General features: G+C 70.6%; 9 protein-coding genes and 1 riboswitch. Of the genes, 8 read left to right on the top strand and 1 reads right to left on the bottom strand.

All coding sequences use genetic code 11. The annotated features are described in order from the left end of the window. Window positions 1-41 precede the first annotated feature (41 nt). The 3 genes from M4V62_RS03655 (at window position 42) to M4V62_RS03645 (ending at window position 6100) form a co-directional block, all read left to right on the top strand. Complete coding sequence (locus M4V62_RS03655) at window positions 42-2276, top strand: ATP-binding cassette domain-containing protein (RefSeq protein WP_425574979.1); 2235 nt, start codon at window positions 42-44, stop codon at window positions 2274-2276. 60 nt (window positions 2277-2336) lie between these two features. After that, entirely contained in the window at window positions 2337-4298 is a 1962-nt protein-coding gene (locus M4V62_RS03650) for a M13 family metallopeptidase (protein WP_249585743.1), read from the top strand. Window positions 4299-4558: 260 nt separating this feature from the next. After that, window positions 4559-6100, top strand: a complete 1542-nt coding sequence (locus M4V62_RS03645) for a flavin monoamine oxidase family protein (RefSeq protein WP_249585742.1) — start codon at window positions 4559-4561, stop codon at window positions 6098-6100. Here the strand turns inward: M4V62_RS03645 and M4V62_RS03640 are convergent. After that, complete coding sequence (locus M4V62_RS03640) at window positions 6019-6807, bottom strand: glutathione binding-like protein (protein WP_249585741.1); 789 nt, start codon at window positions 6805-6807, stop codon at window positions 6019-6021. The two genes, M4V62_RS03645 and M4V62_RS03640, sit on opposite strands and share 82 nt — an antisense overlap. Window positions 6808-7105: 298 nt before the next feature. After that, window positions 7106-7250, bottom strand: a riboswitch (SAM riboswitch). A gap of 252 nt (window positions 7251-7502) precedes the next feature. Between M4V62_RS03640 and M4V62_RS03635 the strand changes: the two genes are divergently transcribed. The 5 genes from M4V62_RS03635 to M4V62_RS03615 all read left to right on the top strand — a co-directional run bounded on the left by M4V62_RS03635 (window position 7503) and on the right by M4V62_RS03615 (window position 13136). Beyond that, entirely contained in the window at window positions 7503-7658 is a 156-nt protein-coding gene (locus M4V62_RS03635) for a putative leader peptide (RefSeq protein WP_249585740.1), read from the top strand. A 106-nt stretch (window positions 7659-7764) separates the two neighbouring features. Further along, on the top strand, window positions 7765-8994 hold the full coding sequence (locus tag M4V62_RS03630) for an LLM class flavin-dependent oxidoreductase (RefSeq protein WP_249585739.1): 1230 nt from the start codon (window positions 7765-7767) through the stop codon (window positions 8992-8994). Window positions 8995-9017: 23 nt separating this feature from the next. Then, entirely contained in the window at window positions 9018-10445 is a 1428-nt protein-coding gene (locus M4V62_RS03625) for an NtaA/DmoA family FMN-dependent monooxygenase (protein ID WP_249585738.1), read from the top strand. A 14-nt stretch (window positions 10446-10459) separates the two neighbouring features. Further along, window positions 10460-11587: an LLM class flavin-dependent oxidoreductase gene (locus M4V62_RS03620; RefSeq protein WP_249585737.1), complete on the top strand. Its 1128-nt coding sequence runs from the start codon at window positions 10460-10462 to the stop codon at window positions 11585-11587. Window positions 11588-12026: 439 nt separating this feature from the next. Further along, window positions 12027-13136, top strand: a complete 1110-nt coding sequence (locus tag M4V62_RS03615; protein WP_249585736.1) for an LLM class flavin-dependent oxidoreductase — start codon at window positions 12027-12029, stop codon at window positions 13134-13136. Window positions 13137-13259 lie beyond the last annotated feature (123 nt).

The following is a 13259-nucleotide window of genomic DNA, read 5'->3' as shown; positions in this document are numbered from 1 at the left end:
AAGGAGCATCAGTGACGGTCACCCCCGCCGACAGCCACAACGTGATTCAGGTGCGAGGCGCCCGCGAGAACAACTTGCGCGACGTCTCGCTCGACATCCCCAAGCGGCGGCTCACCGTCTTCACCGGAGTCTCGGGCTCCGGGAAGTCCTCGCTCGTCTTCGGCACCATCGCCGCCGAGTCCCAGCGGCTGATCAACGAGACGTACACCGCGTTCATCCAGTCGTTCATGCCGAGCCTGGGCCGCCCCGACGTGGACGGCCTGCGCAATCTCAGCGCGGCGATCGTCGTCGACCAGGAGCGGATGGGCGCCAACTCGCGCTCCACGGTGGGCACCGCCACCGACGCCTACACCATGCTCAGGATCATCTTCAGCCGCCTCGGCGTCCCGGAGATAGGGACATCGGGCGCCTTCAGCTTCAACCTGCCCGAAGGCATGTGCCCCGAGTGCGAGGGCACCGGGGAGGCCTCCACGGTCGACGTCGACCAGCTCGTGGACCGCGAGCTCTCGCTGAACGAGGGCGCGATCACGATCCCGTACTACGCGGTGGACTCCTGGAGCTGGCAGATCATGGTCAACTCCGGCTTCCACGACCCCGACAAGAAGCTCAAGGACTACACCGAGCAGGAGTGGAACGACCTCCTGCACAAGCCCCCGGTCAAGGTGAAGGTCGGCTCGAACGGCTTCACGTACGAAGGCCTGATCGCCAAGATGCAGCGGACCTGGCTCGCCAAGGACCGCGACTCCCTCCAGTCCCACATCAAGACCTTCGTCGACCGTGCCGTGGTGTTCGCGCGGTGCCCGCTCTGCGACGGCACGCGTCTCACCGCGGCCGCGCTGTCGTCGAGGATCGACGGCCTGAACATCGCCGACTGCTCGTCGATGCAGATCAGCGATCTGGCCGTGTTCGTACGCGGACTCGACGACCCCGCTGTCGCGCCGCTGATCGCGAGCCTGCGCGAGCTGCTCGAATCGCTGGTCGAGATCGGGCTCGGCTATCTGAGCCTCGACCGCACATCGGGCTCGCTCTCCGGCGGCGAGGCGCAGCGCGTGAAGATGGTGCGCCATCTCGGCTCCAGCATCACCGACGTGACGTACGTCTTCGACGAGCCGACCATCGGCCTGCACCCGCACGACATCCGGCGCATGAACGACCTGCTCCTGCGGCTGCGCGACAAGGGCAACACGGTGCTCGTGGTGGAGCACAAGCCCGAGGTCATCGCGATCGCCGACCACGTGGTGGACCTCGGCCCCGGGGCCGGAACGGCGGGCGGCGAGATCTGCTTCACCGGCGACGTGGCGGGGCTCCGCGCATCCGGCACGCTGACCGGGCGGCATCTGGAGCACCGGGCCGGGCTGCGCGAGCAGGTGCGCGTGCCCAAGGGACAGCTGTCCATCAAGGGCGCCGACCTGCACAACCTCAAGGACGTCGAGGTCGACATCCCGCTCGGGGTGCTCGCCGTGGTCACCGGCGTCGCGGGGTCCGGCAAGAGCTCGCTGATCCACGGCTATCTCTCCGGGCGCGACGGCGTCGTGGTGGCCGACCAGTCGCCGATCCGTGGCTCGCGCCGCTCGAACCCGGCGACCTACACCGGACTGCTCGGCCCGATCCGCACCGCGTTCGCCAAGGCCAACGGCGTCAAGGCGGCGCTGTTCAGCGCGAACTCCGAGGGTGCCTGCCCCAAGTGCAACGGCATCGGGCTCATCTACACCGACCTGGCGATGATGGCCGGGGTGGCGTCCGTCTGCGAGGCCTGCGAGGGGGAGCGCTTCACGGCAGAGGTCCTCACCTACCGGCTGCGCGGCAAGAACATCAGCGAGGTCCTCGGGATGTCGATCGCCGAGGCGCACGACTTCTTCCCCTCGGGCCAGGCGCACACCATCCTCGGCCGCCTCAGCGATGTGGGGCTCGGCTATCTGCGGCTCGGCCAGCCGCTCAACACCCTGTCCGGCGGCGAGCGCCAGCGCCTCAAGCTCGCCATCCACATGGCGGAGAAGTCATCTACGTACGTCCTGGACGAGCCGACCACCGGACTGCACCTGGCCGACGTGGACAAGCTCCTCGCGCTCCTCGACCGGCTCGTCGACGACGGCAACTCGGTGGTCGTCATCGAGCACCACCAGGCGGTGATGGCGCACGCCGACTGGATCATCGACATCGGCCCCGGCGGCGGCCACGACGGCGGTCAAGTGGTGTTCACCGGGACGCCCGCGGCCCTGGTGGCCGATGCGCGGACCGTGACGGCGCAGCATCTGCGGGAGTACGTCGCGGGCTGAGCCGAGCCCGCGGTGACCAGCCGATCGTGCTCGGGCCCGGTGTCCGCGTAGGGTGCGTGGATGAGCATGCTGGATGACGCCCGCGCGGGCATGAACCCTGAGATCCGGCCGCAGGACGACCTGTTCGGCCACGTCAACGGTCACTGGCTGGAGACCGAGGCGATCCCCGAGGATCGCTCCAGCTGGGGCCCCTTTGTGCAGTTGGTCGACACGGCCGAGGAACAAGTGAAGGTGATCATCCAGGATCTGGCGTCGGCCGCGTCGTCCGGCGCCGTCCCGGATGACGCACGCAAGATCGCCACGCTGTACGCCTCCTTCATGGACGAGGAGACGATCGCCGCCCGCGGGCTCGCCCCCGCGCAGCCCTTGATCGACGAGGTCGCGGGGGTGCGGGACACCCGGGAGCTCGCCGCGTTCCTCGGCCGCTTCGAGCGGACCGGCGGCTCCGGCCTCTTCGGTTCGTACATCGACACGGACGACCGCAACTCCGACCGCTACCTCTTCAACGTCCTCCAGGGCGGGCTCGGCCTGCCCGACGAGTCGTACTACCGCGAAGAGAAGTTCGCCGAGATCCGTGAGAAGTACGTCGCCTACCTCACCGAGCTCCTCACGCTCGGGCAGCACGCCTCGCCCGCCGATGCGGCGCAGGCGGTCCTCGCCCTGGAGACCCGTCTCGCCGCGGGCCACTGGGAGCGGGCCGAGACGCGTGACGTGCAGAAGACCTACAACCTCCTCACCCTGCACGAACTGATCACCCTGGCACCGCACTTCGACTGGCGCGCCTATGTCGAGGGGCTCGGGGGCTCGGACGACACCATCGCCGAGACGTGCGTCCGTCAGCCGTCCTACTTCCGGCACCTGTCCGCGGTCCTCGACGAGGTGCCGATCGAGCAGTGGCGGGACTGGACGCTGGTCCGGGTCCTTCGCTCGTGCGCGCCGTACCTCACGGACGCGTTCGTCCGGAACAACTTCGAGTTCTACGGCCGCACCCTCAACGGCACCCCGGAGCTGCGCGCCCGGTGGAAGCGGGCGGTCGGCTTCGTCGAGGGCTCCATCGGTGAGGCCGTCGGCAAGGAGTACGTGGCGCGGCACTTCCCGCCGAGCTCCAAGGCGATGATGGACGACCTCGTCGCCAACCTGCTCGAGGCCTACCGTCAGTCGATCGCCCGCCTCGACTGGATGACGGACGAGACGAAGGAGCGCGCGTACGAGAAGCTCGCCACGTTCCGTCCCAAGATCGGCTACCCGGACACCTTCCGCGACTACTCGGCCCTTGAGGTCTCTCCCGACGACCTGCTCGGCAACGCGCAGGCGGCGGACGCCTTCGAGTCCGACCGGCAGCTCGCCAAGATCGGTGCGCCGGTCGACCGCGACGAGTGGTTCATGCTGCCGCAGACGGTCAACGCGTACTACAACCCGGGCACCAACGAGATCTGCTTCCCCGCGGGCATCCTGCAGAAGCCGTTCTTCTCGCCCGACGCCGACCCCGCCGAGAACTACGGCGGCACCGGCTCGGTCATCGGCCACGAGATCGGCCACGGCTTCGACGACCAGGGCGCGCAGTACGACGGCGCGGGCAACCTCAACGACTGGTGGACCGCGGCCGACAAGACCGCGTTCGAGGCGAAGTCGAGGGCGCTGGTCAAGCAGTACGACGCCTTCTCGCCCCGCAACCTGCCCGACGAGTTCGTCAACGGCTCGCTCACCGTCGGCGAGAACATCGGCGACCTGGGCGGCCTGACCATCGGGCACACGGCGTACAAGATCGCTCTCGACGGCGCCCCGATGCCCGAGAGCGACGGCACGACCGGCTCCCAGCGGCTCTTCATGAACTGGGCCTACTGCTGGCGCACCAAGCGCCGCAAGGAGCAGGAGCAGCAGTACCTCACCATCGACCCGCACTCGCCGCCCGAGTTCCGGGCCAACATCGTGCGCAACCTGGACGAGTTCCACGAGGCGTTCGGGACGGCGGAGGGCGACGGCCTCTGGCTGGACCGTTCGGAGCGCGTCCGGATCTGGTGATCACAGGCGGCCGCGGCGCTCCTGCCGCGGCCGCCGTCTCCACTCTCCGAAGGCGCCCAGGACCCGCTACGGCGAAGAGCCCGTCGTACGTCCCGTAGGTGTCGTGGCTGCGAGAACCGCAGGACGGGTGGTCCCGGACGAGGGAATCCGTCGTCAACCAGGCATGTTGGTTAAGGAGTTAAGCAAGCAGGCTGCTTCGTGCACTCCACGGACACTCCACGGCCCAGGTCGATCCGACGGCCTACTGACGGGAGACACCCATGCCTGCTGGCGGAACCCCTTGGATGCGCGTCGTACGCGCGCGACGTGAACCGGCGGACGCCGGTACGACCCGGCGCACCGTGCTGCGTGGCGGACTCGCCACCGCGGGCGGTCTCGCGCTCGGCGGCACGCTCACGCCCACCGCCGCGCGCGCGGCGGACCGCACCACCGCGCACGACGCCCGCGTCGTCGTCATCGGCGCGGGCCTCGCCGGGCTCACCTGCGCCCACCGGCTTGCCCAACAAGGCGTCAAGGCCCAGGTGTTCGAGGCGAGAGACGGCCGGGTGGGCGGGCGCTGCTGGACCGCGCGGGGCTTCGCGTCGGGCCAGCTCGCCGAGCACGGCGGCGAGCGCATCGACACCCGGCACACCCATATCCGCAAGCTGGCCGCGGAGTTGGGGATCTCCCTGGAGGAGGAGAACCCCGATCGCGAGCACGGCGAGCGCGGTGTCATCCATCTCCAGGGCAAGGTGGTCACGGAAGACGCGGTCTACCGGGACATGGAGGTCGTGCAGAAGCAACTCGCCGCCGACGCGCGGCGCATCGGCAGTTACGCCGCGGACGAGGCGGGGCGCGCCGCCCGTGACTTCGACGGCCTGTCGGTGCGGGACTGGCTCGCGGCGAACGTCCCCGGCGGAATGTCGTCCCTGCTCGCCTCCGCCATGGCCAACAGCGTGGCCACGTTCTTCGGCAACAACGCCGACGAACTGAGCGCGATCAACCTCATGGAGCAGTACATCGGCCCCGACGGCGCCGACGAGAAGTACCACGTCAAGGGCGGTAACGACCTCATCCCCCAGGCGATGGCCGAGCGGTTGCCCAAGTCGGCCCTCCACTTCGACACCCCCCTCACGGCCGTGCGCCGCGCGGGCGGCACCTACCGGCTGCGCTTCGGCGGCCGCAGAGGGGAAGTCACCGCCGACCGCGTCGTGTTCGCCCTGCCCTTCACCACCCTGCGCCGCGTCGACCTGGACGGCGCGGGGCTCAGCGCCCGCAAGCGCGAGGCCATCGACAACCACGGCATGGGCACGGATGCCAAGCTGCTGTTCCAATTCGACCGCCAGTTCCCGCGGTTCGACGGATTCAGCGGCGGCATCATGAGCGACAACCCGCTGTTCAGCTCCTGGGACACCTCCTCGTACCAGACAGGACCGGAAGGTCTGCTCACCCTGTTCACCGGCGGCTGGAGCGGCGCGACCTACCCGGCCGAGCGCCCGCACGCCGCACCGTCGGCCACGGTGACGGACACGGCGCTGCGGCAGCTCGACGCGCTCGTCCCTGGCCTCAAGAAGGCGTACAACGGCCGCGGCTGGCTGGACTCCTGGGTCGACGACCCCTGGGCCCGCGGCTCCTACGCCTCCTACCGCCCCGGCCAGTACACCCGGTACTGGGGCTTCACGGGACGCCGGGAGGGCGGCCTCCACTTCGCGGGCGAACACACCAGCACGCACAGTCAGGGCTACCTCAACGGTGGTGTGGAGAGCGGGGAACGGGCGGCGCGGGAGGTGCTCGCGGCCTTGGGACGAGGGCCGTTGGCGTAGAAGGCGGGGTGGGCGTGCAGGCGGCGGACGTACGCGCGGACGTGGGGATGGGAGTCACCGGTCTCGGCCGCGTCCGGAGTGGGGTGGACGAGAGCGGCCCACAAGTCCACGTCCACCGAGGTGAGTTCGTCGCCCACGAGATAGGAATGGGAGGCCAGCCGGCCGTCGAGGCGGTTCAGCGTCTCGTCGGTGAGGGGGCTCGCGAGGAGTTCGTGCCAGGTGTCGATGTGCGCCGCCAGGGCCGATGGGCGCAGGAGGGGCCCGCTGCCGTGCGCGGCGAGGCGGCAGGCGAGGTCGCGCAGGATGTCGGGCGTGTGGTTGCTGACGATGTGCCCGCTCCAGCGGTCGCACAGGGCGGGAACGGTCAAGGGGCCGTCGAAGTGATGCTCGGTGGCCTCGTAGTAGCGGTGCAGGGAGTCGAGTGACGCCGCAGGGGTGTGTGCTGTCAGGAGCGTCGTGGTGACCGACTCCCGGAGCCCGAGCAGGTCGAGGGTGATCGAGACGCGCAAGGAGCGCGGACATCCGGCCGAGAGGTACAGGTGATAGCGGTGTGGCGCCGGGTAGAAGCCGCCGGCCAGGTCGGCGCCGATGCGGCTGCGGATGGGCGCGGGACAGCTGCCGTCCGGGGCGGTTTCGAGCGGGGAGCACGGAGCCGTGAGGGAAGCCGGGTGGGAAGCGTGGGAACGGTGCGACGTGGTCTCGGGCATGGCTCTCCAGACAGGTGAGGGGGCGCCGACCGCGCGCACGGCGACGGTGGCACAGCGGAGGGAGACGGAGAGGAGACGGAGAGGAGACGGAGAGGAGAGGAGAGGGAGAGGGCGATGCGTGGACGTCAGACGGCTGGAGCCGATGCGCTGCACACGCGCAACAGGTCGATGTGCAGCCGTCTGGTCAACACGCGGGGGCGGGGCCGGGGCGCGGTCAGGAGAGGCCGCTGGGTGCTCTTCCTCTCACCGACCGCCCTGGACATGTCCACCAGCCCTGCCGTCGAGGCCCGTTGCAACCGGGCCGCACTTGCCCCGCCGCCACGGCGCGACCCGGTCGTCACCCGGGGCACCCCGTCGCGGCGGAAGGGTTGCCTGCCAGCGGGCCGGGGCCGATGAACCGCTCGGGCAGGGAGCCTGCCGGGCGGGCGCTGACAATCGTGACCGTCCCCGGAAGTCTGGGTCCGGGCACAGGGCGGAGTCAAGAAGGCCGATGCCGTGGAACTCCCGGCGTGGAAGCGGAACAGAAGGAGCGACTCGGCGGTTGTCCCTGACGGACAGGGACGGCGAGGCACGTACGGCGATGTGAGGACGCCCATGATCGACGGGCATTGCGCACCGCTGCGGCCTCACGTAACGTCCCGAGCAGTTACGAGTGTCAGCGTCAAGCCCTGGCTTGCCGAGCGGAGGTGACGGACATGCCGGCAGTCTCCGCTGTGCCGTCCACGTCATCCCTGCTGCCGCCCGTGTCCGCACTGCGTGTCGTCACGATCGCCCCGAGCCGCCAGGTGCATCTGTACTCCCGGCCGCACATCGACCTCCAGCGCGTCGCCGGCGCGCTCTGTCGTTCCTGACCCGTCACCCCGCCGCCGCACCCTCGGAGCAGAGGGGCCGGTGTTCTCGTACGGTCGATCAGGAAGGCACTCCTTCGTGTCGTCATCATCTTCACCCTCGTCCGCGTTGCCCTCTTCCGCTCCCTCCGCTCCTTCGCTGCATCTGGCCGTCGCGCTCGACGGCGCGGGCTGGCACCCCGCCGCCTGGCGCGAACCAGCCGCCCGCCCAAGGGAGTTGCTCACCGCCCGGTACTGGACCGATCTGGTCACCGAGGCCGAACGCGGCCTGCTCGACTTCGTGACGATCGAGGACGGACTCGGCCTCCAGTCCTCGCACTTCACCGAACCCGACGGACGCACGGATCAGGTACGAGGGCGGCTCGACGCCGTTCTCATCGCCGCCCGTGTCGCGCCGCTGACCAGCCACATCGGCCTTGTGCCGACCGTGGTGGCCACGCACACGGAGCCCTTCCACATCTCCAAGGCGATCGCCACGCTCGACTACGTCAGCGAAGGCCGCGCCGGGGTACGGGTGCAGGTGTCCGCACGCCGGAACGAGGCCGCGCACTTCGGGCGCCGCACGCTTCCCGCCCTCGACGCCGTCGAGGACCTCGGCAGGCCGGACGTACGGGAGCTGACCTTCGACCTCTTCGACGAGGCGGCCGACTACGTCGAAGCCGTGCGCCGCCTCTGGGACAGCTGGGAGGACGACGCGGAGATCAGGGACGTGGCCACCGGCCGCTTCATCGACCGCGACAAGCTGCATTACATCGACTTCGAGGGCAAGCACTTCAGTGTCAAGGGCCCCTCGATCACGCCCCGGCCGCCGCAGGGCCTGCCTGTCATCAGCGCCCTCGCCCACGAGGGGCCGACGGATGCCCCGTTCCGGCTCCTCGGCCGCTCAGCCGACATCGGATACGTCACCCCGCGCGACACCGGGCACGCACGCGCCATCGTCACAGCCGTCCGTGCCGAACAGGACGCGGCCGGGCGCGCCGACGAGTCCCTGCATCTCTTCGGCGACCTGGTGGTGTTCCTCGACGACGACCCGGCCGTCGCAGTGGCACGCCGGGAGCGTCTGGACGCCCTCGCCGGTCACCCGTACACCAGTGACGCGCGGGTATTCACCGGAACGCCCGCCCAACTGGCCGACCTGCTCGTGGAGTTGGGCCGGGCCGGGCTGAGCGGATTCCGGCTGCGGCCCGCCGTTGTCGGGCACGACCTCCCGGCGATCACCCAGGGCCTGGTGCCCGAACTCCAGCGCCGCGGCGCCTTCCGGCGCGCGTACGAAGCCGACACCTTGCGCGGCCTCCTGGGCCTGACCCGCCCCGCCAGCCGCTACGCCGCCACCGCCTGAGCCGGACCGGAAGGGACCCCGTCATGAGCAAGTCACCGGACAAACCGCTCAAGCAGATCCACCTCGCGGCACACTTCCCCGGCGTCAACAACACCACCGTATGGAGCGACCCCGAGGCCGGGAGCCACATCGAGTTCAGCTCCTTCGCGCACTTCGCGCGCACCGCCGAGCGCGCCAAGTTCGACTTCCTGTTCCTCGCCGAGGGGCTTCGGCTGCGCGAACAGGGCGGAAAGATATACGACTTGGACGTCGTGGGGCGGCCCGACACCTTCGCCGTCCTCACCGCGCTCGCTGCCGTCACCGAACACCTCGGCCTGACCGGCACCATCAACTCCACCTTCAACGAGCCCTACGAGGTGGCCCGCCAGTTCGCCAGCCTCGACCACCTCTCGGGCGGGCGCGCCGCGTGGAACGTCGTGACCTCCTGGGACGCCTTCACCGGCGAGAACTTCCGGCGCGGCGGATTCCTCCCGCAGGAGGAGCGGTACTCCAGGGCGAAGGAATTCCTCAGTACGGCCAATGAACTGTTCGACTCCTGGCGCGGGGACGAGATCGTCGCCGACCAGGAGACCGGCGCCTTCCTGCGCGACGCGCGGGCGGGAGCCTTTGTCCACCAGGGGCAACACTTCGACATCCAGGGGCAGTTCAACGTCCCGCGCAGCCCTCAGGGGCGACCGGTCGTCTTCCAGGCCGGTGATTCGGACGAGGGGCGCGAGTTCGCGGCCGAGGGCGCGGACGCGATCTTCAGCCGGTACAGCACGCTCAAGGAAGGCCAGGAGTTCTACCGGGACGTCAAGGGCCGCCTGGCCCGCCACGGCCGCACCCACGACCAGCTCCTCATCCTGCCCGCCGCCACCTTCGTCCTCGGTGACACGGATGCCGAGGCGGAGGAGCTCTCGCGTGAGGTGCGGCGCAAGCAGGTCAGCGGTGCCACGGCGATCAAGCACCTGGAGTTCGTCTGGAACCGCGACCTCTCCGCGTACGACCCGGAAGGCCCGCTGCCCGACATCGATCCGGACGTCGGTGAGCACACCATCGCCCGCGGGCGTGCGCAGGTGCGGATGTACCGCGACCCGCTGGCCACCGCGCGGGAGTGGCGAGAGCTCGCTGCCGCGAACAAGTGGTCCATCCGCGACCTCGTCATCGAGACCGGCAACCGCCAGTCCTTCGTCGGCTCCCCGGCCACCGTCGCCGAGACGATCAACTCCTTCGTGCAGGCCGACGCGTCCGACGGCTTCATCCTCGTCCCGCACATCACGCCGGGCGGACTCGACGCCTTCGCGGACAGCGTGGTCCCGCTGCTCCAGGAGCGCGGCGTGTTCCGCACGGAGTACGAGGGAACCACCCTGCGCGACCATCTCGGCCTGGCCCACCCCGACTCCGGGGCGCGCTTGCCCGAGCCTGATCCCGAACCCGTACCCATACCCGTGCCCGCGTCGGCCGACCACTGAGGAGGACCACCCACATGTCAGCCATCCCACTCGGCGTCCTCGACCTGGTCCCGGTCTCGTCCGGTTCCACGGCGGCCGCCGCACTGCACAACTCCATCGACCTGGCCCGGCAGACCGAGCGATTCGGGTACGCCCGCTACTGGTTCGCCGAGCACCACCTCAACCCGGGCGTGGCCGGCACCTCACCGGCGGTCGTCCTCGCCCTGACCGCCGCCGCGACCTCGACGATCCGGCTCGGCGCGGGCGCGGTACAGCTCGGCCACCGCACAGCTCTGTCCACGGTCGAGGAGTTCGGCCTGATCGACGCGCTGCACCCCGGACGCCTCGACCTGGGCCTCGGCCGCTCCGGCGGCAAGCCGCCCGGCACACCCGCCGCCGCGCCGCCGACCGCGACCCCCGTCGTCGACGGCCACGCACCCAACGGACTGCGGATCCCGCCGCGCTTCTCCTACGAGCATCTGCTGGGCTCGCCCCGCGTCGCCCTCCAGCGCAAGCTGCTCCAGCAGCCGCACGCCCAATCGCAGGACTACGGGGAGCAGATCGACGACATCCTCGCGCTGCTCGCGGGGACGTACCGCTCCGCCGACGGCATCGAAGCGCATGTCGTGCCCGGTGAAGGTGCCGACATCGAGGTGTGGATCCTGGGCAGCAGCGGCGGCCAGAGCGCGGACGTCGCGGGCCGCAACGGCCTGCCTTTCGCGGCGAATTACCACGTCAGTCCGGGGACGGTGCTGGAGGCCGCGGACGGCTACCGCGCCGCGTTCAAACCCTCCGACGTACTCGACGAGCCCTACGTCAGCGTCTCCGCGGACGTCGTCGTCGCCGAGGACGACGAGACCGCCCGCGAACTCGCCGCGGGCTACGGCCCGTGGGTCCGCAGCATCCGCACGGCGGAGGGCGCCATCCCGTACCCGACGCCGGAGGAAGCGCGCCGGCACGTCTGGACCGACGCGGACCGGGCGCTGGTGGAGGACCGTACCGAAACCCAGTTCACCGGCTCCCCGGGACGCGTCGCCGACCAGCTGGAACAGCTCCAGGAGGCCACCGGCGCCGACGAGTTGCTCATCACCACGATCACCCACGGCCACGCCGACCGGGTGCGCTCCTACGAACTCCTCGCGGAGGAGTGGCGGCGCAGGTGATCCTCGCCCTCGCCCTGCCCGGGCGAGGGCGAACACCGAACACGTCGTTCAGGAGACGGCGGCAGCTCGGGGACGGGGCCCGGCGGTACCGCGATTCGGGACCTGTATGTCCACATGGCGGAACCGGGTTGTCGCCGGCACGAGGACCCGGTCAGGATGCACGCATGAACCCCGCCCTCGTCTCCCGTCGCCACGTGGACCTTCTGCGTGTCTCGGGGATGCTGTGTCGGGCCATCTCCTGTTGTCGCGCGGCCTGTTGCTGAGCGCTCCACCGAGCCTCCGCACCCCTGCACACCGCTGACGACCTCATTCGACCGGTCGCCCGCCGTCGCCGCACCTGACTCCTTCCTCAGCCCCGGACACCCGGGCAGCCCGGCACGCCCCTGCGCATGACGCGGGGCGGCCCGCCCGCGTCCGCTCTCTCCCGAGGTGCCCCAGCATGTCCTCCCCTGCCGCCCCCGTGCTGCACTGGTTCCTGCCCACCGGCGGCGACGGCCGCGACCCCGGCGGTGTCACCGCCGTCCAGGGCCGCACCGCCACCGCGACCCGACGCGCCGCCGACCTCGGGTATCTCGCCCAAGTCGCCCGCGCCGCCGAGCAGTCGGGCTTCGCCAAGCTGCTGACTCCCGTGGGTCTCGGCTGTGTGGACCCCTGGGTGCTGACCCCGGCCCTCGCCGCGGTCACCGAGCGGATCGGCTTCCTCGTCGCCTTCCGCGCGGGGCTCGCCCGGCCGACGCTGCTCGCCCAGCAGGCCGACACCTTCCGCCGCCTGTTCGGCGACCGCATCGCGCTGAACGTGGTCACCGGCGGGGACCCGGCCGAGCAGCGGGCGTACGGCGACCATCTGCCCAAGAGCGAGCGGTACGTCAGGACCGGCGAACTCATGCAGGTCGTACGCGAGTTGCTCGACGGCAAGCCGGTCGACCTCGAAGGCCGCCATGTGCGGGTGGAGGGCGCCCGACTGGATTCGCCCGCTACGGCTTCGCACGTCCCCCTCTACTTCGGCGGCGCCTCCCCGGCCGCCGAGGAGGTCGCGGCGCGCCATGCCGAGGTGCAGCTCCTGTGGGGCGAACCCCCGGCCGCGCTCGCCGAACGCATCGCCAGGGTGCGCGACAAGGCCGCGCTCCTGGGCCGCACCCTGCGCTTCGGCCTCCGGCTGCACGTCATCACCCGCGACACCGCCGCCGAGGCGTGGGCGGAGGCCGACCGCATCCTCGCCGGGTTCGACCCGCAGGCGGTACGCGCCTCCCAGGAGCGCTTCGCCCGCATGGACTCCACCGGGCAGGCCCGGATGACCGCCCTGCACGGCGGCTCGGCCGAGAACCTGACCGTCGCACCCAACCTGTGGGCGGGCATCGGCCTCGTCCGAGAAGGTGCGGGCACCGCGCTGGTCGGCTCGCACGACGAGGTCGCCCAGCGGCTCTTCGAGTACCGCGGGCTCGGCATCGACGAGTTCGTCCTGTCCGGCTATCCGCACCTCGAAGAGGCCTACCGGGTCGGCGAAGAAGTCGCACCCCGGCTGCGCGCGCTCACGGAGGCGGCGGCGTGACCCTGCTCAAGAACAAGGATCCGCTAAAGAACTCGGACCCGCTCAAGAACGCGGAAGAGCACACCCGGCCCGCGTCCTCGGCAGCGGCGCGGCCCGCACGGCGTACGTGGGCCGAGGCAGCGC

The sequence above is a fragment of the Streptomyces durmitorensis genome, assembly GCF_023498005.1.
Taxonomy (GTDB): domain Bacteria; phylum Actinomycetota; class Actinomycetes; order Streptomycetales; family Streptomycetaceae; genus Streptomyces; species Streptomyces durmitorensis.
The sequence above is the reverse complement of the archived record's forward strand: the minus strand, read 5'-3'. Positions and strand labels throughout refer to the sequence as shown.

What these genes read in the sequence shown, in the direction of transcription:
- M4V62_RS03650 (WP_249585743.1), top strand. Translation starts at nt 2,337, where the DNA reads ATGAGCATGCTGGATGACGCCCGCGCGGGCATGAACCCTGAGATCCGG.
- M4V62_RS03645 (WP_249585742.1), top strand. Translation starts at nt 4,559, where the DNA reads ATGCCTGCTGGCGGAACCCCTTGGATGCGCGTCGTACGCGCGCGACGT.
- M4V62_RS03640 (WP_249585741.1), bottom strand. Translation starts at nt 6,807, where the DNA reads ATGCCCGAGACCACGTCGCACCGTTCCCACGCTTCCCACCCGGCTTCC.
- M4V62_RS03635 (WP_249585740.1), top strand. Translation starts at nt 7,503, where the DNA reads ATGCCGGCAGTCTCCGCTGTGCCGTCCACGTCATCCCTGCTGCCGCCC.
- M4V62_RS03625 (WP_249585738.1), top strand. Translation starts at nt 9,018, where the DNA reads ATGAGCAAGTCACCGGACAAACCGCTCAAGCAGATCCACCTCGCGGCA.
- M4V62_RS03620 (WP_249585737.1), top strand. Translation starts at nt 10,460, where the DNA reads ATGTCAGCCATCCCACTCGGCGTCCTCGACCTGGTCCCGGTCTCGTCC.
- M4V62_RS03615 (WP_249585736.1), top strand. Translation starts at nt 12,027, where the DNA reads ATGTCCTCCCCTGCCGCCCCCGTGCTGCACTGGTTCCTGCCCACCGGC.